Here is a 24,500-nt window from a genome sequence, read left to right as displayed (position 1 = left end):
TTTAATGCCTGATCAGTAAATTTCCGGCGAATATTCTAGCCTGTTTTAAGCACGAAACCGTGTTTAATCGAAAGGAATTTGCGCAATCTGGCGGATCAAGATATCGCCTGCGCATTAAAAGCGGTTTGACTAAGGTAGAACCGTTCGGATATCACCTTATTTTAGGTGTGAAAAATTGTTCCAGACGCGCCATAATGTCGTAGTATTTTTGCATGTTGGTATAGTTTTAACGAGACACGGAGTTCAAATGGCTTATTCTCCTTTGCAACTGGAAACCATTCAAAAAATTGTCCAGACGGTTGAAAGTCTGGAACACTTCTGTGCTGACACCAAACTCTTGCTGGCACACGCTACCCCGATTCAGTGCCGCGTCTATCAAATCCCGCGCACTGTTCGTGAAAACGAGAGCCAGCCTGTTACCGATATAAAGCCCACTGCTCTTTTAGGAACAGAAGCCTTTAATGCAGCTCTTCATGCCCTGACTGATTGGTACGGCGATCCACAATACAGCACCAAAGTTGTCAACCGGGTTCCCGGTGCGTTGGTGTTAGCCAACGTCGACGAAAGTCAGATTCTGGATCGAATCGCTGAAATCAATCGCAGCAAGGCCGCTATAGAGTCTCTAATCCCAGGCCTTGGCAACCGGGATGATCGTTTCGAACTGCTGCACAGGCATTATCCTTGGCTGATTCTGGCCCAACTGACCCGACGTTTGCAGGTGTTACCCTGCTCTCCCCCACTGCAGTCTTGCACCTTTACCTGGGGCATAAAAACAGAGATTAAAAAGATGACTGCGGATCAGGTGTGCGAAAGGCTGGAATCATTCCGGCAGCGCCCGCGCTCAACGATTGACGACGTTCCCTGGGACATCAAGATTGATCGAGAAATCATGTCCATTCGCTCATTGCCAGCATCCGCACAACTGCGGTCACGCCGCGTACTTCGTGTTCGCCCGTTGGCAAATCTTCGCTATCACGCGATTGATGGCGAACCGGCAGAAACCTACATGCGCGAAGCCCATACGCCTATTCTGATCCTGAATCCTAGCAGGCCGATTAAACTCGGGGCTCTGAAAAACTACGATGTGCAAACGCGAAGCGGTCGGCAGCGCCTCAAAGACCGCGGGCACTATGAGAGAGTGAGTGATTTGTTGCCCATTTATCTACAATCCTAACTAATGCCGTTAAGCGTGATGGCTACGTTTAGCCGCAACCATCGCGGTGCAGGTTTACGATTGAGTCTTATTGTTTTCAGCAATTTTCTCCAGGCTGAGAAACTCACATTGTTTAACAGCAATAAAGCCGTTGGCGGAGTCCACCAGAATGTTGTCGTCGCTCATAAAACGACGGCCCAACAGTACCGGGTAGGAAAATCTTGCGCGGTCGGCCAATGAAAACTGGGTTGTATGCACTTCGCCCGACACGCAGAAGTCCATGTTCACCACATAGCGCCGCTGCGATGGTGCTCCCTTACGCTTGACTAGCACTACCCGCTCCACCGGCAGTTCAAATTCCAGCACCACGTCGTCATGGCTTATCTTCCCATCGCTGGGCTGGTCTTCGTGGTCGCCCAAGGGCAACTGAAAGTTAACCCAGCGGTCATCGCCTTTGTCGAATTCTTCAACATTCACTGCGTGCAGCGATGACGTTTTGGCGCCCGTATCCAGCCTCGCCTTTAGCCGCACTCCGGTGTCTTGCATTACCACCCATTCCACAAATCCAAGAGTTTCGCCGGGGCGTTTATCACTGTCATCGCGTTTGTCTTGGGCACTGGCCAGAGGAGCCCAAGAAAGCGCAGTGACAATCGCCGTGATGAGCAAGAAACGTGCGTGAATCATAATGCGTCCTGTTTTAAGAGAAATAATGTGTACAAGCAGTAAAAGGTGCCCAAGATAACCTCCGATAAAGAATGATAAAAGCACCTGGCCATGCTTTTACGGCGATGTAATTGACCGGTAATCAGGGCCTTGTTCAGCCCCGCTCGCGGCCCGCCAAGTTGCGCAGCTGGCACCTCGGGAGTATCCTTGGCCGTCTTTGTATAACCTCGATTCGAGCACCGTTTGAGAAACCTCACACCCGTTGTATTTATCATTAGCGTCATGTTTATACTTTTGAGTATTTTCATGATCTTACCGCCACTTATTCTAATGGGTTCTGACGCTCCTAACAGCGCTGCGTTTATGGAATCAGCGGGCATTGTGTGCGTATTGGGGATGCTGGGTATACTCGCAACCTATCGCCGGTCCAGAGACTTGAAACCGCGTTTCATGTTCGTGCTCACAGTGTCGAGTTGGTTCTTCATTGCCATTTTTTCGGCTCTGCCATTTTACCTTAGTGACAATAATATATCGGCGGCGAACGCATTTTTTGAGAGCGCATCAGGTATCACCACCACAGGCGCAACGGTATTCAGCGGCCTGGACTCCATGGACCGCGATTTGCTGATCTGGCGCTCTCTTTTGCACTGGATTGGTGGTATTGGCATTATCGGCATGTTCGTTGCTGTATTGCCGTTTCTACGAGTCGGCGGCATGCGCCTGTTTGCTACCGAGTCGTCCGAGTGGACCGACAAAGCACTGCCCCGGATGAAAACCCTGAGTCGCGGACTTTTAGGGGTTTACCTGAGCTTCTCCGTGTTGGCTGTGATGACGTATTGGGTATCAGGCATGACATTGTTTGATGCCTTCAACCACGGCCTGAGCAGCATTTCGACCGGCGGTTTTTCTACCTCGGATTTGTCCATGGGCAAGTTCAACGACGTGATACTGCTGGAAACCACACTCTTCATGATTTTGGGCAGTATTCCGTTCTTTTTGTTTGTGCGGGAGTTGCACGGTCAGCGCGGCGTATTGTTTCGTGACCAGCAGGTGCGGTTGTTTTTGACTCTCCTGCTGATTGTGCCCGCGCTCTTAACGCTGTATCGCTGGGCGGTTTCTGCTGTTCCCTTCGATCCGGTTAGCAATTACATATCCACGCTGTTTAACGTTACCTCTGTTGTTACTACCACTGGTTACGCGTCGGAAGACTATACTGCGTGGGGACCGCTGGCTTTCGTGGTTTTTTTCTTTTTGATGTTTGTAGGCGGCTGTTCCGGCTCCACCGCTGGCGGCATGAAGATATTCCGCTTCCAATTGTCAGTCATTGTTCTCCGTGAGAATTTGATGCGCCTGCTTCATCCACGGGCGGTGCTAACCCGCAATTACAACGGTCGCGCGGTTAGCGACGATATCATTTCCTCGATGATCGCCTATACCTTCATCTTCTTACTGTGCCTGCTGGTTTTGACGGTGTCGCTGGCCGCTATGCAGCTGGATTTCATCACTTCTTTGTCCGGCGCATTGACGGCTCTAACCAACGTTGGCCCGGGCTTGGGTGACATCATTGGCCCTGCCGGAAATTTTGGGCCGCTGCCAGATGCCGCTAAATGGATGTTGGGCGTGGGCATGCTGATGGGGCGTTTGGAAATATTAAGCGTAGTAGTGGTACTGTCACCAGCTTTCTGGCGCAGTTAGACTTGCCGCATTTCAGCGCGGCAAGTCAGTCACCCTTAATCAAGTTTTAGTCTTCTATCAAGCACTGGCGTCTGCTGTATTCAGAGCATTCAACGCACTCGTTACCGGGTTAGCGTACATGTCCAGCAGGTAAGGCCGCGCTGCTGCGTCACACGCATTGAGGCGTTTTTGTAACTCTTTCTCAGCCGCTTCCAAAGCCTGGCGTGTGCAACTTGCGGCTGCAGCCAGCGAAGCAAACAGTCCGGCCTCTACTGGCCCCCTGCCCGCAGCAACTTCACGCATCTGATACGCCACCAGATTGGAGGGGTGCAAGTGGTAATGGCTGTGAATTTCCCGGTCAATTCGCGCCGTCAAGGCTTTTGGGTCGGCTTCTGCGTCTTCGATGGGTGCGCCGAAGTGCACGTGCACGTGGCCTTTAAAGCCGGTTAGTCCGCGCATAATCTGGCTGGTATCTTCGCCTTCTGCTTTCAGGTAAGCACCGGTGCGGGCCCGGGTTTCCAGCTCATTGGCTTTATCCAGATCACAGGGGTCAAATTCATAAGCAATCGATACTGGCACAATACTCAGCCGGTTTATCGCCGTTTGGAAATCCAGTCCGGATTTTTTCGGGCTCATGTGGAACATCTTCACAATAGCGGGATCTGTGCGGTCTATACCGTCTTTGGCCCGCCCTTCACGTTGCGCAATCCACACCCCGTTGTGGGTCTCGATGCTGTGATTGATAAAATCGGACAGCATAAGGTAGGCGTCACGTATTTCCCGTGGGCTGGTCATGCTGCGCCGCACTACAAAGCTCTTGTTTAATCGCATCATTTCAGCAAAGACGCGATTTTCGAGCAAATTGTCACCAATGGCGATGCGAGTGGTTTTTAGCCCTTGGTTATACAACAAAAAATTTACAATCATTGGGTCAAAAACAATGTCGCGATGATTGCAGATGAACAGGTGGGTAGATTCCTGCTTCAAATTCTGTAACCCGCTCTCGGTAACCCGAGTGGTGGTATTTCCAACCAGTTCACCAACGTAGCCCGACAACGATGCTTGCAAATCGTCTATACGGGTGAAACCACCAAAACGGCGGCGCAACCAATAACTCACAATCCCCCGCAGCATCGCCGGCGCCCAGCGTGCAGCCCCAGGCGATTTGATGCGGCCAATCAAGTTCAGAAATTCCCGATCATGTACTAATCGTTGTATTACGGCGGAAGTCTCCTCGTCCGAGTAAGGACGGATGGCATCAAATTTCTGCATTAATAGTAAAACCTTGTGTTAGTCGAGAGCCGCGAGCCTCGGTAAGAATCACGCTTTTGCAGAGGCAATAAATTTTTAACGCTATTGTATCGTTTTAAAAGCCAATTTTCCTTAAACGTTAATGAAGCTGCACGAATTTCCGCTGCTCCTTTGCTCTTAAATGACGACGCTGACGTATAACAACAGCGCTCAGGCTTATATTGATAATCCCACTGGGCAAAACACCCACCCTGAAATCTGCTATGATTCTGCCGCAGAAATACACAGTGCCGCTCTGTCGGCGCTGCTTCATTCAGGCTGCTTGCGGGTAAACCGGCTCATTATGTACTCCCATCAGGACTTCGATCAGCTCTCAAGCGAACGGCCCACAGCCGTGCAGACTCCCGAACAGGTGTTGCATGAAGTGTTTGGCTATGACAGCTTCCGCCCGTTACAGGAGGACATAGTAAAAGAACTGTGCGCCGGTGGCGACGCACTGGTGCTTATGCCCACCGGCGGCGGTAAATCCCTGTGTTATCAGGTTCCGGCCCTGGTACGCCCGGGCACCGGCATCGTGGTGTCGCCGTTGATAGCTCTGATGCAAGACCAAGTAACTGCCCTGAAAGAACTGGGAGTTAGAGCCGCTTTTTTGAATTCCACCATGGACTTCGAGCAAGCCAGAGCGACTGAATACGCTCTGATGTCAGGTGAGCTGGATTTGCTGTATTGCGCCCCGGAACGGCTGATTCAGCCCCGCACTATAGAACTGTTACACAATACCTCCATCGCTCTGTTTGCAATCGACGAGGCTCATTGTGTTTCCCAATGGGGTCACGACTTTCGTTCGGATTACTTGCAGCTGAGCATGTTGGCGCAAACTTTTCCGAACATACCACGTATCGCTTTGACTGCCACCGCCGATGAGCGCACCCGCAAAGAGATTGCCGAGCGCCTGTCGTTAACCCAAGCTCGGCATTTTATCAGCGGTTTTGATCGCCCTAATATTCAGTACAGAATTACGCCAAAAATAAATGCTAACAAACAGTTACTGGACTTTATCAAGACGGAACATGAAGGCGATTGCGGCATCGTTTACTGCCTTTCGCGCAAAAAAGTAGACGCCACCGCAAAGCTGTTGCAAGGCAAAGGTTACAACGCTCTTCCCTATCACGCTGGCTTGGCCACGGATGAGCGAGCATCAAACCAGGATCGTTTCCTGCGTGAAGACAGCGTTATTATTGTGGCTACCATCGCGTTTGGTATGGGCATAGACAAACCCGATGTGCGCTTTGTTGCCCACCTGGATTTGCCCAAAAGCCTTGAGGCTTATTATCAGGAAACAGGCCGTGCTGGCCGCGACGGCAAACCTTCTACCGCATGGATGGTTTACGGTTTGCAGGATGTTATCAAACTGCGGCAAATGCTGGAAACATCGCAGGGTAACGATCACTTCAAACGGGTTGAGCGACAAAAGCTTGACGCCATGCTGGGCCTTTGTGAGGTTACCGGTTGCAGGCGCAAGGTACTGCTGAACTACTTCGGCGACGAACTGGACCAACCCTGCGGCAATTGCGATACCTGCCTGACACCGCCGGAGACCTGGGATGGCACAGTTGCCGTACAAAAAGCTCTGTCTTGCGTATTCCGCACCGGTCAGCGTTTTGGTGTGACCTACCTGATTGATGTGCTGCGCGGATCTGAAAACGATCGCCTCGTTCAAATGGGTCACCAGCAGGTATCCACTTACGGAATCGGCAAAGACTTAACCGCCAACGAGTGGAAATCGGTGTTTCGCCAACTGGTGGCAAACGGCTATCTGAGAGCAGATCCAGACGGTTACGGTGCTTTGCAACTGACCGAACAGTGCCGCCCCCTGTTGAAAGGCGAAGCCAGCGTTCAATTACGCAAAGATCCGGAGCCGCCAAAAAGCTCAGCGAAAGGCAGCTCCAGATCCGCTGCATCGGTGCGGGAGCAGATTACCGATCACGACGGTTGGGAAGCGCTGCGCGCATGCCGTAAACAGTTGGCCGATAAGCAGGGCGTGCCGCCCTACGTTATTTTTCACGACACCACGCTGTTCGACATGCTGGAGCGCCGGCCAGCCACTCTGGAGGAGCTTGCCGACGTTAGCGGTGTGGGCGCTGCAAAGCTGGAAAAATACGGAGATCTGTTTTTACAAACGCTGAACAGCTTGCGCAGCTAAACGGAACGTCATGCCCGGGTTTTCAGCTTCTGTTAAACTCTATCGTCTTTTACTCTCTGAGGGCGCGTGTTTTTACCGCGCCACCAATTGACTTAACGCCTGCGGGAGCCGCTGTTTATGGCCCATGAAGAACTGCACTTGAACCTTCGCAACTTGACGTTGAATGATTACGACCAACTGCAAATACTAATGGACCGGGTGTACCATGACATTGGAGGTGCCTGGCCCCGCGACACCATCAAAGCCCTGGTAGACCAGTTTCCAGACGGCCAGATCTGCATTGAAGAAAGCGGCGAATTGGTAGCCGTGGCGCTGACAGTTGCCGTGCAGTACGAACGGTTCAGCAATCCGCACACCTATGACGATCTTATCATGCGTGATGAGAAGCTTCGGCACGATGCAAAAGGCGATTCTTTGTACGGGTTGGATGTGTTCATTCACCCGGAATACCGCGGTTATCGCCTCGGCCGACGGCTTTATGAGGCTCGCAAAGAACTGTGCCGCTCTATGAACTTACGGGCCATTCTAGCGGGCGGGCGCATTCCTTTTTATCATAAATACAAAGACCACTGCACACCGGCCGAATACATCGAGCGGGTAAGCCGTAAAGATATTTATGATCCGATTCTGAGCTTTCAGCTTTCCAATGACTTTCAAGTTACCCGGTTATTGCACAAGTATTTGCCGGAAGATGAAAAATCCCTGGGCTATGCCACCCTGCTGGAATGGCGGAACATTTTGTACGTTCCCCCCTCTTCTGTGCTCAACACACGCAAAACCCAAGTTCGTATGGGTGCGGTGCAGTGGCAAATGCGTGAATTCGCATCGGTTGAGGAAGTGTTGACGCAGGTTGAGTATTTTGTGGATGCCTTGTCGGATTACAAAAGCGACTTCGCTCTATTCCCTGAGTTTTTCAATGCGCCTTTGATGGGCCTGACGGATCAGGTTGACCAAACTCGTGCAGTACGTTTCCTGGCTGGCTTTACCGAGCAGTTTCGTAACGAAATGTCTGACATGGCGGTCAGTTACAACATCAATATCATCACCGGCTCCATGCCGCTGCTTGAAAACGACCGGGTCTACAACGTCTCGTACTTGTGCCACCGCGATGGCCGTGTTGATGAACAACGAAAAATTCACATAACGCCGCACGAACGCCGTGACTGGGTGATTGAAGGCGGCAACGAGTTCAAGGTGTTCGAAACAGACGCCGGCCGCGTTGCTATTCTGATCTGCTATGACATTGAGTTCCCGGAACTGGGGCGCATGGCAGCTGAGCAAGAAGTAGACATCATTTGCGTACCCTTCTGGACTGATACCAAAAACAGCTATCTACGGGTACGCCACTGCGCCCAGGCACGCGCGATCGAAAACGAGTGCTACGTGGTGATCACCGGCAGTGTTGGTAACTTACCGAAGGTAGAAAACCTGGACGTGCAGTACGCGCAGTCTTCGGTGTTCTCACCCTCGGATTTTGCCTTCCCCCACGATGCGGTAATGGCAGAAACTACACCAAACACTGAAATGATCATGTTCTCTGATTTGGATCTGGCAAAATTAACGTTGGTGCGTAATGAAGGTTCGGTGACCAACCTGAAAGATCGCCGGGTTGATCTCTATCAGCTAAAAACACGTCCTTTCTAACAGTGGGTTGAAAAACCGGTCGAACCTTGTACTTTAGGGAGTAAGCAACAAGGTTCGTTAAAAGCTGACATGACGGCAGGAATCTTTACTGATGAATGAGGCATTGCCCGATTTACGCGCCCGCTTCCGTTTTCGGCGCGGACTGTTTCGTAAAGAACGTGTTAATGTTCCAGTGTTTGAGTTGGACACTTACGGCTGCGTATTGAAAAGTGACAAAGTGTTCGAACCGGGCGACGCCATTATTCTGGACCTGGTGATGACCATGCCGGTAGACGAAATCTGCGCCCAAGGCATAAGCGGCGTAATTATCCAGCGTCGAAAACACTGTAGCAATTTTTTTTACTCCGTTGAGTTTGTGGATCCAGACCCACAAAAAAATCCCCATTTGAATGATCGCTTAAGTCGTATTCGCAGTGTGTTAAACAGAAAGCAGTCCATTCAATCCCGCCGCTCATCAGGCCCCGGCGCAGCGTTACATAAGACGGCCTGAACCAACTCTGTAGTGATTTTCAGCTATTCAGTTGTGCCATTCACAGCAAATGTATTGCCCCAACCCGCCTGAGGACACCATCATGGCCAAGAAAGAAAAGCCAAAAAACGTCGAAAAGATAGTAAAAAAAGTAAACAAGAAGTTCGCTAAAACAACGTCACACATTGAAAGTCTGTTTAATGATGCTCTGAAGCAGTTCGACAATCTGCAAAACCAGATAAAACAACCTGTGCACAAGCTGCGTAAAGACATAGACGAGCTGCGCGATCGCGAAATGAAGCGCTTCAACGACGAATTCGAGCGTCGGCTTCAAGAGTTTCAAGAAATGCAAAACAGCCTGCTGGAACGATTGGGCATAGGACACGCCGACGAAGGTAAGCCAAGCAAAAAGAAACCGATGTTGCCGACTCCTGCAGTATCCAAGAAAAAAAAGGCAAAGTCTGAGTCTGTAGCACCCCCGGAATCCGCGCCATCAAAATCAAAAGCACCGAAATCTAAAGCGCCCAAAAAAGCCAAGGCCAAAGCCGCACCTGCGCCAGCACCTACTTCTACAACTGCGCCTACATCTGCTGAAGCACCGGCAAAGGCACCCGCTCAAGCTCCAGCAAAGACCAAGGCAAAATCAACTCAACTGGCAGATCCCTCCGACCTGACCCGAGTCAAAGGCATTGGCCCCGCTACCCAGAAAAAAATGAACGAAGCCGGGTTGACCACGATCGGCCAGATTGCCTACCCCAGCGCCGAAGACCAGGAAAAGCTGAAAGCGTTTGCCAGCATCAAGGGCTTTGACCAGCTGGCGGCTGAAGCCAAGAAAATCGTTTAATGCAAAAGCCTGACCAGCCTGTATTACAGGACATTGTCCTGATTGGCGGCGGGCACAGCCACGTCGGGGTTCTGCGGCAGTTCGCCATGAACCCCGTAGCTGGTGTGCGTTTAACGCTGATTTGCCGCGACACCGACACGCCCTACTCTGGCATGCTGCCCGGTTACATTGCCGGCCACTACAGCCATGACGACGTCCATATCGATTTAAGCCGACTGGCTGAATTTTCTGGAGCGCGCTTTTACCGGGACGAAGCCATCGGCATCGATACCGCTACCCAGCATGTTATCTGCCGTGATCGCCCGCCCGTCAGCTACGATTTGCTCTCTATCAACATTGGCTCTTCACCACGTACTGCCGATGTAAAAGGTGCCGCCGAACACGCCGTACCCGTGAAACCTATTAACCGCTTTAATCGGCACTGGCTTGACTTGCTTGACCGCATAAAACAACACCAGGGCCCGTTCACACTGGCGGTGGTAGGTGCAGGCGCTGGCGGCGTTGAGATGGCTATGGCCATGCAATACCGCTTGCAGAATGAACTACGCAACATTGCCAGCCAGGCGGTAGAACTCCATGTGCACATACTGGATGCCGCTGACACGATATTGCCCACCCACAGCCCTAAAGTACGTGCCGTGTTTGAACGCACCCTGGCTGAGCGGGGTGTGAATGTTCACTTGGGTGCGGCAGTAACCGAGGTAACCGCCCGAACCTTACACATTGAAGGCGAAAAATCGCCCTTAATGGCGGACGAAGTGCTCTGGGTAACCCGCGCCGGCGGTCCGAAATGGTTGACCCAAACCGGACTGGCGCTGGACAACGGCTTGTTTATTCGAGTTCGCGATACGCTTCAGGTTGAAAACGACGATCGCATTTTTGCGGTTGGTGATATTGCCAACATGATTCACCACCCGCGCGAAAAAGCCGGGGTATTTGCGGTACGCCAAGGCAAACCGCTGGCCGATAATCTGCGCCGAATGGCCCTTGGCAAAACGCCGTTGAACTATCACCCTCAGAAAAAATGGCTGGCGTTAATTTCTACCGGTGACCGCTACGCGGTGGCCTCGCGCGGTAAACTGAGCGTATCCGGCGCGTTGGTGTGGCGCTGGAAAGACCAGATCGACCGTCGCTTTATGAAGAAATTCAAAGAGCTGCCGGCCATGCCTGATAATCAGGTTAAACCGGATACAGGCGCTGCACGCTCCGCCGACGATGCCGCCCAAGCGCTGTCTTTGGCCACCATGCGCTGCGGAGGTTGCGGCGCTAAGGTCGGAAGCACGGTATTGTCCCGCGCGCTGTCAAAGCTTCAGCCGGTGAACCGCGATGATGTCATTGTCGGCCTTCACGCTCCGGACGATGCAGCCGTATTGCGCATTCCTCCGGGCAAAGCCATTGTACAAACGGTGGACTTCTTCCGTGCCTTTATTGACGATCCCTACCTGTTTGGTCAGATTGCCGCCAATCACAGCCTGGGGGATATTTTTGCCATGGGTGCAATACCGCAAAGCGCAACGGCTATCGCCACCGTGCCCTACGGCATCGAAAGCAAAGTGGAAGAGCAAATCTACCAGATGATGGCGGGGGCTGTATCCGTGCTGAATAACGCCGATTGCGCTTTGGTGGGTGGGCATACCGGCGAAGGCCAGGAACTGGCTCTGGGGTTTGCGGTGAACGGCCTGATCGATCCCGATGTGCTGATGAGCAAGGGCGGAATGCAACCCGGTGACGCCATTATTCTCACCAAGCCCATAGGCACCGGTACTCTGCTGGCCGCACATGCGAAGCTTATTGCCAAAGGCCGTTGGATTGACGCAGCCCTGCGCTGCATGGTGCAGTCCAGCGCCAGCGCTGCCGAGTGTTTTCAGCAACACGGCGCCACAGCGTGCACCGACGTTACCGGCTTTGGTCTGCTTGGGCACCTGGCAGAAATGCTGCGCCCCTCGAGTTGCGCTGCAGAGCTTAATCTTGCTGCCATACCGCTACTGGACGGCGCATTAGAAACCAGCAGCCAGGGCATTCTAAGCTCGCTACACATGGCCAACAGCGGCGCAGCCAGCCGTATTGAGCAGGTCGGCCAGTGGCAAAATCATCCGGTTTATCCGCTGCTGTTTGACCCGCAAACCGCAGGAGGCTTGCTAGCAAGCGTGCCTGCGAGCAATGTTGAAGACTGTTTGTTGGCATTACGCCAGTGTGGCTATTCTCACGCCGCGGTGGTCGGCGTTGTTAAAGAAACCCTTGCCAATGCCAACATAACCTTGGTGGATCAATCGGCCTGAAACACCAGTCTGAACGGCGGTTGATCGCCCAGCGGCGTCATGCCCTTTTGCAAGTCTACGCGCCAGATCATAGCGTCGCCGGTGGTGCAAAAAGGCGCGGAAAATTCTGCGTAATAGTCATTGCCTTCGCGCACCAGTGGCACCGGGTATTCGCCCATGTACATAGACTCGCCGCGTAACACCACTAATAGCGGCTGAGGCGCGCCAGGGGCTACAATATCCAAGCGATAATTGTTCTCGGTGTCGTTATTCGTGGTGATGTCAGACAGGCTTACCCGCCAGCTTTGGCCCTGTTGTTGCCAGTCACAGTCGCTCTGCTGAAGGTTACAAGTGCTGGTTTGTTGCCCGGTCTTTTCACTGTTTGAGCCATCGAGCCAGCGCAACGCCAGAACGGCGACGGCAATAACCCCTACAATCAACCCTATTTTCAAACCCGAAGCCCTTATCCCACGTATCATTGGCACGCCTTGTTGCAGAAAATGGCATTATGGACATTGTTCCCGCCCATTCAAAGGTTTCTAAGGCGATCAAAGTCATGACAAAATGATCGCTTGCTACTGTTCAGTCAATGCTTACTCATTTGAAAACAGGCCAGTATTTACTTATTTTAAAATAGGATTATGTCGTGCAACCGGAAATTTCCGTAAAAAATCTCAACAAATCCTACGAAGGCGGCTTTCAGGCCCTGAAGGACATCAATCTGGACATCAGCCGCGGCGAAATTTTTGCGCTGTTAGGCCCCAACGGCGCAGGCAAAACCACGCTGATCAGTATTATCTGCGGGCTGGTGAACATGTCGTCGGGTCAAGTTCTGGCGGGGGGTAACGATATCATTCGCGACTATCGTAAAGCGCGGCAGGCCATAGGCCTAGTGCCGCAAGAGCTCGCCACCGATTCGTTTGAAACCGTTTGGGCCGCTGTCTCTTTCAGCCGTGGGTTGTTCGGTAAACCGGCAAATCCGGCTCACATTGAAAAAATACTGAAGGCACTGTCGCTGTGGGACAAGCGCAACAACCACATAATGACGTTGTCTGGCGGCATGAAACGCCGAGTGATGATTGCCAAAGCCCTCTCCCATGAGCCACGTATCCTGTTTCTGGACGAACCCACCGCCGGTGTAGACGTAGAACTGCGTCGGGACATGTGGGCGCTGGTTCGGCAGCTACGGGAAAGTGGCGTCACCATCATTCTGACCACCCACTACATCGAAGAAGCCGAAGAAATGGCGGATCGTATTGGGGTTATCCGCCAAGGTGAAATCATATTGGTGGAAGATAAAAACCGGCTGATGAGCAAGTTGGGGAAAAAAGAACTGCGCCTGCAACTGCAGAACAAACTCGAGTCCTTACCCCCCGAACTGGCGGCGGAAGCCCTGGAGCTGTCAGAGTCTGGCCATGAACTGATTTACACCTTTAACACCCAGCACGAGCAGACTGGCATTTCCCACTTACTGCGAACGCTAGGCGATCTGGGCATTGAATACCGCGACCTGAAAACCCGGGAAAGCTCTCTTGAAGACATATTTGTTGGGCTGGTGCACCAGTGAACACCCTATGGAGAACGGCATGAATTTTTACGGCGTAAGCGCCATTTACAAATTTGAAATGGCCCGCATGAAGCGGACCCTTATGCAAAGCATACTCTCGCCGGTAATTTCCACGTGCTTGTATTTCGTGGTCTTCGGCTCGGCCATAGGCTCTCGCATGGGCGATATTGGCGATGTGCCTTACGGCGCATTCATCGTCCCGGGTTTGGTAATGCTGTCACTGTTGATGCACAGCATTTCCAACGCATCTTTCGGCATCTACATGCCAAAATTTTCAGGTACCGTTTACGAGGTGCTTTCGGCGCCCATATCCTATATAGAGGTAATATTAGGTTACGTAGGTGCTGCGGCCACAAAATCGGTGATACTGGGCTTAATTATTCTGATTACATCGAAATTTTTTGTCGACTACAGCATTTTGCACCCCTTCTGGATGGTGTCTTTTTTGGTTCTGACTTCCGTCACTTTCAGCCTGTTTGGCTTTATTATCGGTATCTGGGCTGACAATTTCGAAAAGTTACAAGTTGTTCCAATGATGATTGTGACTCCCCTGACATTTCTGGGCGGCACCTTTTATTCCATCGACATGCTGCCCGACATTTGGCAAACCGTCAGCCTGTTCAATCCCGTGGTGTATCTGATCAGTGGATTTCGCTGGGCGTTTTTCGGCGTGTCAGACGTGCATATTGGCGTTAGCCTACTGATGACGCTGGGCTTTCTGACCGCCTGTTTGGTGACCATCAGCTGGATTTTCAAAACCGGATACAAACTGCGCCCATGAACCTGGTAGCGCTCAAACCAAGAGTGATCGCCCTGAGTGCATCGCTGCTGATGGCGGCGTGCACCACGAGCGCCAGTGCTATTGAGTCTCAGGTGTTACCGGCGCGAGCAGCGTGCTTTGTCAGTGAAGAACAGAGCGTTACCGTTAGCCTGGAGTGGGCTGAAACGGCAGAACAGCGGCGCATCGGCCTGATGGGGCGGGGAAAATTGAAAGAGCGCAGCGGCATGCTGTTTGACTACGACAGCCTACAGTCTGCCGAAAACAGCTTCTGGATGCGCAACACACTGATAGCGTTAGACATCGCCTACGTAAACGAGCAGGGCGTCATTGTGGCCATTAATCGGATGGAGCCTTGCGAATCTGTGGCGGCGTTCAATTGCCCGACTTACCCCGCGGGCGCCGAATATGTCCAGGCTATCGAGATGAACGCCGGTTTTTTTAGCCGTTATCAGTTAACTCTGGGCGATCGCTTACAGACAAATCCGGCGCTTTGCGCCAATGGATCTTAGCGATCCAGCCACTTAGCCGGCCGCTTCGCCAGAAACGCGCAAATGCCCTCTTCCGCATCCTCAGCTTCCAGGTTCTTCGCCATCACCTCTGAGGTGTAGGCATAAGCCTCGTGCAGGGGCATTTCCAGCTGAGTGTAAAACGCCTGTTTGCCAATTTTCAGAGTGTGGCCAGATTTACTGGCGATCGTAGCCGCCAGCTGGGCAACCGCATTCTTCAGCTCGCTATCGGCAACCACCCGATTCACCAGCCCGATTTGCTCGGCTCGCGCCGCATTGATCATCTCGCCGGTGAGCAACATTTCCATCGCGTGTTTTGGTGATACGTTACGAGACAGCGCCACCATTGGCGTGGAACAGAACAAACCAATATTTACCCCGGGCGTCGCGAAACGCGCCGTTTCACCGGCAACCGCCAGATCGCAACTGGCCACCAGCTGGCAGCCCGCCGCTGTGGCTACGCCATCAACCCGGGCGATCACCGGTTTCGGCAAATTCACAATCTGCTGCATCACCTTGCTGCACAACTCAAACAGCGACAGCATAAACGGCGTGCTGCCGAGCTGACCCTGCACCTCCTTCAAATCGTGACCGGCACAAAACACCTTGCCACTCGCTGCCAAAACTACAACCCGCGTTGCGGCGTCATCGGTCAATATCATCAATTGGTCATGCAGCGCCTGCAGCATCGTCATCGACAAACTGTTACGACCGGTCGGATTGTTCAGCGTCAGCGTGGTTACGCCGTCCGTATTATCGACTAACAGCAGGGAATCCGATTCAGACGTCATGATGCTATCCTCTTATTTACAATTTTTATTCAGAACGTTAGGTTGCGCCTTCAAGTATTGAATAGCCTGACAATCATGTCGACGCGACATTCGCAGCATGACGGAAAATTCATGCGCCAGAGCTTGAGATTCTCTTGCTTGACCGACAACCTACTCTGAATCATCAAAAATACACAGCGACTGAAAACCTGACGGGGATATACCCATGAATAAATCCAATATTCTGAAAGCCGTAGTCGGGCTGGCGATCATCATCGGGGGTGTGCTGGTGATACTGGAAGACAATCCACAGCCGCCCACGGGAGACATCAACCGGATTGAGCCCTTGCCGGAGCAGTAACCCGGAACGGTGCTTGTGAATATTTTATCGGAATGCGCGGAAAACCTCGGCTTTCAGGCCGGGGATGAATAGCGCGGACACCGCAGGTGTCCCTCTCGTTAGCAACATTCTCATTCCGGCGTTTGCTGCTGCGCCGCGACGATATTTCGTCACAAATACCAAGTGAACGTGCATCCTAAAAACGCAATGCCGCCCGTGCCTAATATCATTGTTTTTTTCCATAGACTAACTATGGTTGAGCTATGAAACGCCTTCAAGCATTCAAATTTCAGATTGAGCCAAACGGTGAGCAAATCCGCGCCATGCGTCAGTACGCTGGTAATGCTCGCAAGATTTGGAATTTGGCTTTGAATCGTCAGCAAGAGCTACAGACTGCCGGTGAAAAATTCACCAATAGCTTTGGCATGAATAATTGGCTGCCAGCATGGAAGCAGGAATTCTCGTACTTGTGCGACTCTCCCTCACAAACACTACAACAAGTCACAAAAGACCTGGCCGCTGCGTACAAGAACTTCTTTGAGAAGCGTGCCGATTTTCCACAATTCAAGAAAAAAGGTAGGTCGTCAGACAGCTTTCGCTTTCCGCAAGGTTTCGAGATTGACGAAGCCAATCGACGTATTCGACTCCCAAAGCTAGGCTGGATTCGCTACCGCAAGAGCCGTGGCATCATCGGACTGGCAAAGAACATCACCGTTTCCTGTGTGGCTGGCAAGTGGTACGCCAGCATTCAGACCGAGCGCGAAGTTGGGCAGCCACTACATCCATCAACGTCGATAGTCGGCCTCGATGCGGGTATCACGCTATTCGCGACGCTCTCTGACGGCACGATGTTCGAGCCGGTCAATGCGCTGCGTACCAGCGCTGCGAAGATGGCAAAGTATCAGCGGCGCATGAGCCGCAAGGTCAAATTCAGCAGCAATTGGAAAAAGGCGAAGGCCCGTATCACCAAGTTGCATCAACGGGTTGCTCATACCCGCAATGACTTTCTCCACAAGACCTCGAACATCATCAGCAAAAACCACGCGATGGTCGTCATCGAAGATCTGAAAGTCACGAATATGAGCAAGTCAGCAAGCGGCACACTTGAGGCACCAGGACGAAACGTAAACGCCAAATCCGGCCTTAATAAGTCGATTCTCGATCAGGGCTGGGGCGAGTTCCGCCGCCAGTTGGAATACAAACAGGCGTGGCTGGGCGGTGAAGTGTTTGCCGTCAACCCTCGTAACACCAGCCGGACGTGTCCGGCCTGCGGTCATATTTCCGCAGAGAATCGCAAGACTCAATCGCAATTCGAATGTGTCGAATGTGGGTATGCTGAAAATGCAGACCTCAACGCCGCCATCAATATTTTAAGGGCAGGTCATGCCCGGTTAACCTGTGAAGTGAACGGTGCGGTAATGCCGTCAGCAACAGGAACCCACCGAAGCGACTCAAGGATGGCTCAATGCCACGCCTGAGCGCAGTAGGAATCCCCGCCCTTCAGGGCGGGGAGGATGTCAAAGTTCCGAAGCTGAATCACTATGGTTTGGCCGTACCTGGCGCTGCAAGCCCAGCAAAAAGTTTCGAAGAATCTGGTCTTTGCACTCCCGGTAATTCTTATTACCTGGTTTGCGGAAAAGCGCACTTAATTCATGGTTACTTAATTGAAGCTCTACCAACTGAAAAATAGCTAGAATATCGTCAGTCTTTAAATTTAAAGCAATTCGCAGCTTCTGGAATACAATATTATTATTGAGCTGTTTTTCTGGCTCTGGTTGCTCACCATCGCGTTTGCCACGCTTATAGATAATGAAGCCATTAAGAAAAACGGCTAGAGCTGTGTCATTTAGCTTGAGAAAAGTATCGTCCTCGTCTTTTTTCAACCAGGCAGAAACTTGCTCTTCGGTTACGGTAAAATCGGCCAAAGCAAAGATTTCAATCATCGTACTATCGTTTAAATCAAAGATATAACGTACACGGCGTAAAACATCATTATTGGTCAAAATGTAATTCCTAGTCTTTGGTGAATCCAGCTCAGTTAAAACCGTCTTTTAGAACACAATATTTTACCATAACTGCAACTTCTAACCCGAACCGATTGTCACCTTTCCTAGTGATCTTCGAATGTTCATTACTCTCAACCTTCCTGTAGCGGCAGACCAAATTCGATGATCGATTCTCAGACAGAAGACGTGATGCAAAGCGTCGAAAAGGTGATTCAGGACCCCCTTCGATTCAAGCTGAAACTTGACATCGGCGAGGACGCTTACACGTCGCTAAAGCTCAAGAAGCACCTCATCGACAGTGTAGATGCAGCTACCGGCGCAACAACGGGCGTTGCCGTTGCACAGTCGTCGCTGGTCGCTTCAACTACAAATCCATGTCTAACGAGATCATCTCGTTTCTTACCGGTGTAGCAGAAGCCGACGGAGCCATTGACGAGCGCGAGGAGATGGCCATAGAACGTGTCAGCACAATTTTCCTGACCGTAAACTCTTTCTCTACCACTGTATCTGAAGGTGCGAAGGCAGGAATGGAAGGCCTGAATCGTCAACGGCAATCTGCTCTATCGGGCATAGCGGCTGGAATTCAAGCCTCGAAAAAGAGTTTTGGTTCTTTAGGACAAAAATCGAAGACTGTTTTTTTCGGGCTTGGGCGTAAAAAAAATGCCAGCACGCCTAAGGTTCCTCCACAGAAGTCGCCGCGCCCCTAAGATTCCATAACGTAAGAGGCGGCGGCACTGGCACTGCACATTCACGCCAAATATTTAATTAAGAGCCTGGCCTGAAGACCAAAACACGTGATCAATGATCAAAACTATCGGCAAAGCGGTGGTTAACATCCCGATGACCCGCTTCATCAAGCCTGACCACTATAATGACATCGCGCAAAGTCGCATCGGCGGGCAATTTCCAATAGTCAATTGCAATCTGCGGCGCGGCCACGTTTTCCAAACGACCACTGTCTACCTCGGCCAGGTATTCACCATAGCTATATACCGCCTCTTCTTCGAAATAACCCACTAGCCGATGTGCGGTGCGGCCAGAAATAACATAGAGAAACAAAAAGCTGGTAAAGAAAACCCCCTGCGCAAGCAAAATCAGCACCCGTTCCAAAAAGCTGGGCTGAGCAATTTGTACAAACGTCATCAGGTGCATGCGTTCGTTTTCAGCCTCCTCCAGCAACGTGTGGATCCATTCCCGATTGTCTTCCATCCGACGAAGCGAGCGCATGTGCCCGACCATCCCGCCGACCATCCCCGGTACGGCTGCTACGGTTTCCAACACCACCGCACGGTGTCCATAACGCTTGGCAAAAAAAAGATCCGCAAAAAAACGTAGAAGCCTGGTTAAGCGAAAGGCCACGCGGTCAGAAAAGCCCGAAGGGGTATGATGTTTGCTCAGCGGATCACTGTTGTGTGCCGTTGAAAAAGACCCCAATGCTTCGTTCATGTCGACGATCTCCAAATTAAGCGTACCAAGACCCCAGAAAAAATACTGCCGATGTGGGGGACGTACGCGGCACCTATAATTACGTGGTTCACCAAGCAGTTAGATCACTGTCCCTTACATACTACTCGAATGTAACCATTTACTTTCTAGACGCTGGTGCTCGCCCACTTTCTGAGAAATCAGCATGACACCAAACGAAATAGATCTTTCCCGGTTTTGTGAAAGGAAAAACTGAGACAGGTTTATTTTTAAACACTATCTCTGGTACAACTAAAGCCCAAATTACATCTAAAAATCTAACCCGACTTCCGGTTTCCACGCTTCTGTTTCCGGGAATCCTCAATGCCTTACTGGCGGAGGTGGCATGAAGTCTCTCTCGAACACAGGGTTTGCGCTCTTTGGTGCAGCGCTGATCGCGATCAGTTACGGGCTAGCGCGCTTCGCCTTTGGTCTATTTGTACCCCCTATCCGGGCCGAGCTGGGTCTTACGCCTGAAGTAATCGGTATCATCGGCGCGCTGCCGCTTATCAGTTTCCTTCTGGCGACGTTGGTGGCACCGCTCTCCGCTGATCGTCTCGGTGCCCGCAACACAGCCGTCCTGTCGTGTGGTATTGGCGTCGTCGGTCTGGCGCTTATCAGCCAGGCGTCTGGTGCTCTGTCGCTCGGAGTGGGCGTGTTCGCGTGCGGCATCTGCACGGGCCTTATGATGCCGGCGCTCACGGCCGCCATGCAGGCTATGGTGAGCCGCGCGGTGCACGGCCGTGTCAGTTCAGTCATGAATGCGGGCACCAGCATTGGCGTGGCCGTTGCCGTACCGGTGGTTCTGTTCCTGTCTAGCGCTTGGCGCTCCGCGTACCTGTCCTTCGCCATTCTGGCGGGGATTGGCGCCGTTGCCGCGTGGTACTTTATCCCTTCCGTGTCTCGGGTCATTCCCGCGAATTCTGCGCCACCAACTCCGATCAGCGCCCTGCAGTGGTCGCGTCTGTTCAGGCTTTCGCTGTTTGCATTCGTGATGGGCTTCGTTTCCTCTGCGTACTGGATCTTCGCACCCGATTTAATGATCACCCTCGGCGGCCTACCACCCTCTGCAACCGGGTGGCTGTGGCTAGCGGTTGGTATCGCCGGCATCGGAGGTGCCGTGGTGGCCGACCTGGCCGATCGCAACAACCCACCCATCACACATTCACTGATGCTGGTGATGTTGTCCGCGAGTTTGGCACTACTTGCTGCCAGCCCTGATCAGCTGGTGCTCGCGGCATTCTCCGCGTTGGTCTTCGGTTTGGCCTATATGAGCCTGACAGGGCTCTATCTGATGACCGGCATCCGCCTGTTGCCGGGCCGATTGTCAATGGGGCCGGTACTACCATTCATGGCTGTCTCGCTCGGGCAGGCAACCGGCTCGCCCGTTGTCGGCATGCTAGTGAGCGAATTCGGCTACGCCAATGCATTTGCTACTTTCTCCGCGATCGGCATCCTGGTAGCAATGTTGTCGCCACTTTACCCGCGCTACATCGACCATGAGCCCGAGGAGGAGATTGAAGACCAAACCGGCCTTCAGGCGGCGTACAATAACCAGCTCCTGGACGAAGATGGCGAGCCTCTGGCAGCCGTCGCGGATGAGGCCGAGAACCCTTAGCAGAACACAGCACTTTGCTAGAGTCATCAGGATTCTAATAACACTGGTTTTATGACTATTCCTGCAGTTTTTACCACTAATAAGCCGCTGACAATACCGTAGATTGCTATTAAAGGTGGGTGCCAGCAGATGTGGCGCCGAAAGGCAGTTTTATTCAGGACTTGGTGGTTGACCGCGACCGGGGCTTTGCCTATTTGGCGGATATCGCCAATCCCGGCCTGCTGACGGTCAACCTGGCAAGTGGCGAGACCTGGCGCTTCCAAGGTCACGCATCGCTTCAACCACAGGCTGATGCGCGCATGGTGATCAATGGCGAGGCCATACAGTTTGGCGGCGCACCCGCGAACGTCGGGTCCAATCCCATCACCCTGTCGGATGACCGCAGCATCGTCTACTTTGGCGCCATGAATGGTCTGGACTGGTTCAGCGTGCCTGCCAAACTGTTGCGCGAGCACGCCAGTGAACAGAAAATTGCGGATGCGATTGTCCGGGTTGGGCCCAAACCCGTGTCCGACGGTGCCGATACGGACGCCACAGGCCGACACTTCTTCACTAACCTCAATCACAACGGCATTGATGTACTGCCACCCGGAGGTAATCTGGAACCCCTGGTGCGAGACGAGCGTCTCAGCTGGCCTGACAGTGTTCGCATGGGCCCGCAGGGCTGGCTCTACGTTGCGGTCAATCAGCTGCACAAAGCGCCACCGTTCACAGGTGGTAAAGATCAAGGCAAGCCGCCCTACTTTATTTACAAGGTCTGGGTTGGAGGGGTTGAAGAGTAATACTGAAATCCATCGTGGCGGCTCTTACTCTGGCAGGCCTGCCACGCCTGAATCGACCATCGTTTGTATGTCGTCACTGGAATAGCCACAGCCTGCCAGCGAAGCCACTGTGTCCTGACCCAGGGCCGGTGCGCCTTGCCAGGGTTGCATTGGCGTGGCTGAGAATCGGGCCGGAGCGCGGGTCTGGCGAATGTGACCCGCCTGCGGGTGGTCATACTCCACCAGTAAGTCATTGGCCTGAACCTGTGGATGGTCGAGCACCTGCGTGCGGGTCAGTACCGGCGCGCAAGGCACCGACTCTTCTTCCAGTCGCGCCAGCCAATGCTCGGCAGAGTCTGTCCTGATTACGGACTGGATCAGATCGAGCCGGGCGTCGATGTTTTTCTGCCGTAGCTCTGCCGTCAGGAAACTCGGGTCCTCGGCCCATTCCGGCCGATTCACCGCACGGATCAGTGCCTGCCACTCGCGGTCATTCTGCACCGCAATGGTGATATAGCCAGTGGTGGTCTCGTAGATCAAATCCTGAAAGCTGGCAGCGGCCTGCTGTGGCAATTCGCCTTGCACAAATGTTTGGCTGCCCATGTCAGAACTCCACAGAAACGCGATGATGGCGTCCAGCATGGACAGCCGGACATGTTGACCCTCACCGGTGCGCTCGCGGGCAAACAGGGCCGCGGTGATGGCCTGGGCAGCAACAACGCCAGTGAGTTTGTCAGGCAGAATGGTTCTGACCAGTTGCGGACGACGTTCGTCAGTGCCGGCCTGCACCGTGGCCAAACCAGACAGGGCCTGGATCAGCGGATCGTAAACCGGCCGCTGGGCAAAGGGACCGGTGTCACCAAACCCACTGATGGACACCATAATCAGGTTCGGAGCCACCTTGCGCAATTCGTCCTCGCCCAGGCCCATCCTGTCGATCACACCGGGGCGGAAATTCTGCACAAACACATCGGCGGTGGCCACCAGCTTTAACAGCGCTTCGCGACCCGCCGGCTCTTTCAGATTGAGCGCGACCGATTTCTTATTGCGGTTGTTATTGAGAAAAGACGCTGACACATTGCCCTGCCGATTGGCGGCAGAGCGGGTGAAATCGCCGCCGGAAGGATTTTCGACCTTGATCACCTCAGCGCCCTGGTCTGCCAGCATCATAGTAGCCAGAGGGCCAGACACCATGGCGGTCAGGTCAATAATTCGGATGCCGTTGAGTGGGCCCGTCATGTAGGTGCTCCTGTCATTTAGGTGCCTTTATCATTTAGGTGCTTCTGTCATCGGCTCAATTTTATACCCGCAGCACGAGGCAGATTCCGCCAGTCCCAGTCTGCTGATACAGACTGCACACTGGCGAAGGTCGCCTGATGCCGGTTTTCCTTTAACCCATTCGCGAACGTATATTGAAAAAGATAAAACGCTTTTTTACAAGTGCATTTTGACCGTTAATGTTTAGCGATAACCACCGAGACACTAGAAGGGAAAAGGAAATTGTCGTCACAACGTCGTAATTGGAATGTCTGGTTTGGACTGCTGCTTGGAGCTTTAGGGCTTATCCACGTAGTCAGTATGTCAGTAAGCGCCGTGGCGGAATTGCCCCACATACTGGCGGCACTAACCGTTCTGATCCCGCTGACGATGTTTGGCGTTGTGTTGCGAAGCCCATGGCCAGCGGCATTGGCGCTCGTTCTCCTTGCTGTTATAAACATAACGCTGACCTGAGGGTTGTTGAGGCCTGATACTCCGCGGAAGTCGGGAGTCGCATCAGGAAGTCGGGCTCAGTCGCCGCACGCGCTACCAGAGCGCCTGCGGCGACAACGCCGGACTGGATTTCGGTCAAGCTGCTGGAGCGGACCACTCGAAACCTTCGTCTTAACTCTGCAGGTGAGCGAGTTTTCGCGCAATGCAGGGTAACTCTAGACTCTGCACGTGATGTGCTGGACGTAGCGGATCAGATTTGTGGTGAGCCTCAAGGGCGGCTGAAAATCGGCGTACCCAAGGCTTTTGGTTCCCAAGTGCTCCTAAAGGGTGCGAGGCAGCGAGCGTCACGACCTCTGGTCGCTATATCGCCAACCACACCGAAATTCGCAAAGACGCGGTTCTAAACGGATTCGGAGTGGGCTTGTTTCCCGACTTTTCAGTAACTGATGAAATTGAAACAGGGGTTATGATTCAGATTCTGGCGGATTGGTCGGTTGTTGGAAAATACCAAGGACAGGTAAATCTGCAGTAACTATTCAGCTCGACTCTGGAAGTGGGGCAGCACCCAATCCATGGCAACGCGGAGCGAATGAAAATACCAATGGCCTCTTGAGACAGTACCTCCCAAAAGGCAGTTGCCTATCAAGAGATTCTCAGCATGACCTGAATTAGGTGGCGGAAAAGCTAAACAACCGGCCCAGAAAAACGTTGGCCTTTCACAGTCCAACCGATAGGCTAACCGAAGTGTTGCTTTGACCAACTGAATACGCCCCCTTCAAAATTGGGATAACAGGGCTGATTCATAGCATCGCCATTGG

The 24,500-nt window shown here is 52.6% G+C and carries 23 protein-coding genes and 2 pseudogenes; 17 read left to right on the top strand and 8 right to left on the bottom strand.

Going from position 1 to position 24,500, the window contains the following annotated elements:
- Nucleotides 1–247: 247 nt before the first annotated feature.
- Entirely contained in the window at nucleotides 248–1,174 is a 927-nt protein-coding gene (locus tag MIH18_RS01185) for a DNA replication terminus site-binding protein (protein ID WP_249013668.1), read from the top strand.
- A 54-nt stretch (nucleotides 1,175–1,228) separates the two neighbouring features.
- On the opposite strand, the gene MIH18_RS01180 is transcribed toward MIH18_RS01185, so the two are convergent.
- Nucleotides 1,229–1,837 carry a RimK/LysX family protein gene (locus MIH18_RS01180; protein WP_249008867.1) on the bottom strand — a complete coding sequence of 203 codons (609 nt, stop codon included), beginning with the start codon at nucleotides 1,835–1,837 and terminating at the stop codon, nucleotides 1,229–1,231.
- Nucleotides 1,838–2,098: 261 nt separating this feature from the next.
- Here MIH18_RS01180 and MIH18_RS01175 point away from each other — a divergent pair, with 261 nt between their 5' ends.
- The gene (locus MIH18_RS01175) at nucleotides 2,099–3,511 is read left to right on the top strand and encodes a TrkH family potassium uptake protein (RefSeq protein WP_249008868.1); all 1,413 of its coding nucleotides are present in this window, start codon (nucleotides 2,099–2,101) and stop codon (nucleotides 3,509–3,511) included.
- A gap of 57 nt (nucleotides 3,512–3,568) precedes the next feature.
- On the opposite strand, the gene MIH18_RS01170 is transcribed toward MIH18_RS01175, so the two are convergent.
- Entirely contained in the window at nucleotides 3,569–4,762 is a 1,194-nt protein-coding gene (locus MIH18_RS01170) for a 1-acyl-sn-glycerol-3-phosphate acyltransferase (protein WP_249008869.1), read from the bottom strand.
- Between the two features lie 322 nt (nucleotides 4,763–5,084).
- On the opposite strand from MIH18_RS01170, the gene recQ reads away from it, so the two are divergent.
- From recQ to selD, 5 genes are all read left to right on the top strand, one after another.
- Nucleotides 5,085–6,944: a DNA helicase RecQ gene (gene recQ, locus MIH18_RS01165; RefSeq protein ID WP_249014583.1), complete on the top strand. Its 1,860-nt coding sequence runs from the start codon at nucleotides 5,085–5,087 to the stop codon at nucleotides 6,942–6,944.
- A gap of 117 nt (nucleotides 6,945–7,061) precedes the next feature.
- A complete protein-coding gene (locus MIH18_RS01160) occupies nucleotides 7,062–8,588 on the top strand; it encodes a GNAT family N-acetyltransferase (protein WP_249008870.1) in 1,527 nt (508 codons plus the stop codon).
- 91 nt (nucleotides 8,589–8,679) lie between these two features.
- On the top strand, nucleotides 8,680–9,078 hold the full coding sequence (locus MIH18_RS01155) for a hypothetical protein (RefSeq protein ID WP_249013667.1): 399 nt from the start codon (nucleotides 8,680–8,682) through the stop codon (nucleotides 9,076–9,078).
- A gap of 82 nt (nucleotides 9,079–9,160) precedes the next feature.
- Nucleotides 9,161–9,901 carry a hypothetical protein gene (locus MIH18_RS01150; protein WP_249013666.1) on the top strand — a complete coding sequence of 247 codons (741 nt, stop codon included), beginning with the start codon at nucleotides 9,161–9,163 and terminating at the stop codon, nucleotides 9,899–9,901.
- The gene (gene selD, locus MIH18_RS01145; protein WP_249013665.1) at nucleotides 9,901–12,180 is read left to right on the top strand and encodes a selenide, water dikinase SelD; all 2,280 of its coding nucleotides are present in this window, start codon (nucleotides 9,901–9,903) and stop codon (nucleotides 12,178–12,180) included. The genes MIH18_RS01150 and selD overlap by 1 nt, the downstream gene beginning before the upstream one ends.
- On the opposite strand, the gene MIH18_RS01140 is transcribed toward selD, so the two are convergent.
- On the bottom strand, nucleotides 12,168–12,638 hold the full coding sequence (locus MIH18_RS01140) for a hypothetical protein (RefSeq protein ID WP_249013664.1): 471 nt from the start codon (nucleotides 12,636–12,638) through the stop codon (nucleotides 12,168–12,170). The two genes, selD and MIH18_RS01140, sit on opposite strands and share 13 nt — an antisense overlap.
- 167 nt (nucleotides 12,639–12,805) lie before the next feature.
- Here MIH18_RS01140 and MIH18_RS01135 point away from each other — a divergent pair, with 167 nt between their 5' ends.
- The 3 genes from MIH18_RS01135 to MIH18_RS01125 are packed head-to-tail and all read left to right on the top strand — an operon-like array spanning nucleotide 12,806 to nucleotide 15,016.
- On the top strand, nucleotides 12,806–13,726 hold the full coding sequence (locus tag MIH18_RS01135; protein WP_249013663.1) for an ABC transporter ATP-binding protein: 921 nt from the start codon (nucleotides 12,806–12,808) through the stop codon (nucleotides 13,724–13,726).
- A gap of 19 nt (nucleotides 13,727–13,745) precedes the next feature.
- A complete protein-coding gene (locus tag MIH18_RS01130; protein ID WP_249008876.1) occupies nucleotides 13,746–14,507 on the top strand; it encodes an ABC transporter permease in 762 nt (253 codons plus the stop codon).
- Nucleotides 14,504–15,016 (top strand): DUF192 domain-containing protein, encoded by a 513-nt coding sequence (locus MIH18_RS01125; protein ID WP_249013662.1) that lies wholly within the window; start codon nucleotides 14,504–14,506, stop codon nucleotides 15,014–15,016. Before MIH18_RS01130 ends, MIH18_RS01125 begins: the two co-directional genes overlap by 4 nt.
- On the opposite strand, the gene MIH18_RS01120 is transcribed toward MIH18_RS01125, so the two are convergent.
- Entirely contained in the window at nucleotides 15,013–15,804 is a 792-nt protein-coding gene (locus MIH18_RS01120; RefSeq protein WP_249013661.1) for an enoyl-CoA hydratase, read from the bottom strand. The two genes, MIH18_RS01125 and MIH18_RS01120, sit on opposite strands and share 4 nt — an antisense overlap.
- Before the next feature lie 205 nt (nucleotides 15,805–16,009).
- On the opposite strand from MIH18_RS01120, the gene MIH18_RS23875 reads away from it, so the two are divergent.
- Nucleotides 16,010–16,144 carry a hypothetical protein gene (locus MIH18_RS23875; RefSeq protein ID WP_267283853.1) on the top strand — a complete coding sequence of 45 codons (135 nt, stop codon included), beginning with the start codon at nucleotides 16,010–16,012 and terminating at the stop codon, nucleotides 16,142–16,144.
- 135 nt (nucleotides 16,145–16,279) lie between these two features.
- Here MIH18_RS23875 and MIH18_RS01115 read toward each other — a convergent pair.
- A pseudogene (locus tag MIH18_RS01115) lies at nucleotides 16,280–16,366 on the bottom strand (IS200/IS605 family transposase); the annotation flags it as partial.
- A gap of 20 nt (nucleotides 16,367–16,386) precedes the next feature.
- On the opposite strand from MIH18_RS01115, the gene MIH18_RS01110 reads away from it, so the two are divergent.
- Nucleotides 16,387–17,601 carry a transposase gene (locus MIH18_RS01110; RefSeq protein ID WP_249013660.1) on the top strand — a complete coding sequence of 405 codons (1,215 nt, stop codon included), beginning with the start codon at nucleotides 16,387–16,389 and terminating at the stop codon, nucleotides 17,599–17,601.
- Between the two features lie 39 nt (nucleotides 17,602–17,640).
- Here the strand turns inward: MIH18_RS01110 and MIH18_RS01105 are convergent, their stop codons facing one another.
- Nucleotides 17,641–18,126, bottom strand: a complete 486-nt coding sequence (locus MIH18_RS01105) for a DUF1456 family protein (RefSeq protein ID WP_249008879.1) — start codon at nucleotides 18,124–18,126, stop codon at nucleotides 17,641–17,643.
- A gap of 377 nt (nucleotides 18,127–18,503) precedes the next feature.
- Between MIH18_RS01105 and MIH18_RS01100 the strand changes: the two genes are divergently transcribed.
- Nucleotides 18,504–18,836 (top strand): hypothetical protein, encoded by a 333-nt coding sequence (locus MIH18_RS01100; protein ID WP_249008880.1) that lies wholly within the window; start codon nucleotides 18,504–18,506, stop codon nucleotides 18,834–18,836.
- Nucleotides 18,837–18,927: 91 nt separating this feature from the next.
- Here the strand turns inward: MIH18_RS01100 and MIH18_RS01095 are convergent, their stop codons facing one another.
- Complete coding sequence (locus MIH18_RS01095) at nucleotides 18,928–19,575, bottom strand: alternative oxidase (RefSeq protein ID WP_249008881.1); 648 nt, start codon at nucleotides 19,573–19,575, stop codon at nucleotides 18,928–18,930.
- A gap of 364 nt (nucleotides 19,576–19,939) precedes the next feature.
- Between MIH18_RS01095 and MIH18_RS01090 the strand changes: the two genes are divergently transcribed.
- Nucleotides 19,940–21,211: an MFS transporter gene (locus tag MIH18_RS01090; protein WP_249008882.1), complete on the top strand. Its 1,272-nt coding sequence runs from the start codon at nucleotides 19,940–19,942 to the stop codon at nucleotides 21,209–21,211.
- A 119-nt stretch (nucleotides 21,212–21,330) separates the two neighbouring features.
- Nucleotides 21,331–21,993 (top strand): major royal jelly family protein, encoded by a 663-nt coding sequence (locus MIH18_RS01085; RefSeq protein ID WP_249013659.1) that lies wholly within the window; start codon nucleotides 21,331–21,333, stop codon nucleotides 21,991–21,993.
- A gap of 24 nt (nucleotides 21,994–22,017) precedes the next feature.
- Here the strand turns inward: MIH18_RS01085 and MIH18_RS01080 are convergent, their stop codons facing one another.
- Complete coding sequence (locus MIH18_RS01080; RefSeq protein ID WP_249008884.1) at nucleotides 22,018–23,211, bottom strand: CoA transferase; 1,194 nt, start codon at nucleotides 23,209–23,211, stop codon at nucleotides 22,018–22,020.
- A gap of 261 nt (nucleotides 23,212–23,472) precedes the next feature.
- Between MIH18_RS01080 and MIH18_RS01075 the strand changes: the two genes are divergently transcribed.
- Together MIH18_RS01075 and MIH18_RS01070 are read left to right on the top strand one after the other, a co-directional pair.
- Nucleotides 23,473–23,703, top strand: a complete 231-nt coding sequence (locus tag MIH18_RS01075) for a hypothetical protein (protein WP_249008885.1) — start codon at nucleotides 23,473–23,475, stop codon at nucleotides 23,701–23,703.
- 546 nt (nucleotides 23,704–24,249) lie between these two features.
- Nucleotides 24,250–24,438, top strand: a pseudogene (locus MIH18_RS01070) (IS30 family transposase); the annotation flags it as partial.
- Nucleotides 24,439–24,500: the final 62 nt, after the last annotated feature.

This window comes from Marinobacter sp. M3C, from assembly GCF_023311895.1.
Classification (GTDB): domain Bacteria; phylum Pseudomonadota; class Gammaproteobacteria; order Pseudomonadales; family Oleiphilaceae; genus Marinobacter.
This window is presented reverse-complemented; position numbering and strand designations above follow the sequence as displayed.

Coding starts and splice junctions, on each gene's coding strand:
- MIH18_RS01185 (WP_249013668.1), top strand. CDS start 248: ATGGCTTATTCTCCTTTGCAACTGGAAACCATTCAAAAAATTGTCCAG.
- MIH18_RS01180 (WP_249008867.1), bottom strand. CDS start 1,837: ATGATTCACGCACGTTTCTTGCTCATCACGGCGATTGTCACTGCGCTT.
- MIH18_RS01175 (WP_249008868.1), top strand. CDS start 2,099: ATGTTTATACTTTTGAGTATTTTCATGATCTTACCGCCACTTATTCTA.
- MIH18_RS01170 (WP_249008869.1), bottom strand. CDS start 4,762: ATGCAGAAATTTGATGCCATCCGTCCTTACTCGGACGAGGAGACTTCC.
- recQ (WP_249014583.1), top strand. CDS start 5,085: ATGTACTCCCATCAGGACTTCGATCAGCTCTCAAGCGAACGGCCCACA.
- MIH18_RS01160 (WP_249008870.1), top strand. CDS start 7,062: ATGGCCCATGAAGAACTGCACTTGAACCTTCGCAACTTGACGTTGAAT.
- MIH18_RS01155 (WP_249013667.1), top strand. CDS start 8,680: ATGAATGAGGCATTGCCCGATTTACGCGCCCGCTTCCGTTTTCGGCGC.
- MIH18_RS01150 (WP_249013666.1), top strand. CDS start 9,161: ATGGCCAAGAAAGAAAAGCCAAAAAACGTCGAAAAGATAGTAAAAAAA.
- selD (WP_249013665.1), top strand. CDS start 9,901: ATGCAAAAGCCTGACCAGCCTGTATTACAGGACATTGTCCTGATTGGC.
- MIH18_RS01140 (WP_249013664.1), bottom strand. CDS start 12,638: ATGATACGTGGGATAAGGGCTTCGGGTTTGAAAATAGGGTTGATTGTA.
- MIH18_RS01130 (WP_249008876.1), top strand. CDS start 13,746: ATGAATTTTTACGGCGTAAGCGCCATTTACAAATTTGAAATGGCCCGC.
- MIH18_RS01125 (WP_249013662.1), top strand. CDS start 14,504: ATGAACCTGGTAGCGCTCAAACCAAGAGTGATCGCCCTGAGTGCATCG.
- MIH18_RS01120 (WP_249013661.1), bottom strand. CDS start 15,804: ATGACGTCTGAATCGGATTCCCTGCTGTTAGTCGATAATACGGACGGC.
- MIH18_RS23875 (WP_267283853.1), top strand. CDS start 16,010: ATGAATAAATCCAATATTCTGAAAGCCGTAGTCGGGCTGGCGATCATC.
- MIH18_RS01110 (WP_249013660.1), top strand. CDS start 16,387: ATGAAACGCCTTCAAGCATTCAAATTTCAGATTGAGCCAAACGGTGAG.
- MIH18_RS01100 (WP_249008880.1), top strand. CDS start 18,504: ATGTCTAACGAGATCATCTCGTTTCTTACCGGTGTAGCAGAAGCCGAC.
- MIH18_RS01095 (WP_249008881.1), bottom strand. CDS start 19,575: ATGAACGAAGCATTGGGGTCTTTTTCAACGGCACACAACAGTGATCCG.
- MIH18_RS01090 (WP_249008882.1), top strand. CDS start 19,940: ATGAAGTCTCTCTCGAACACAGGGTTTGCGCTCTTTGGTGCAGCGCTG.
- MIH18_RS01080 (WP_249008884.1), bottom strand. CDS start 23,211: ATGACGGGCCCACTCAACGGCATCCGAATTATTGACCTGACCGCCATG.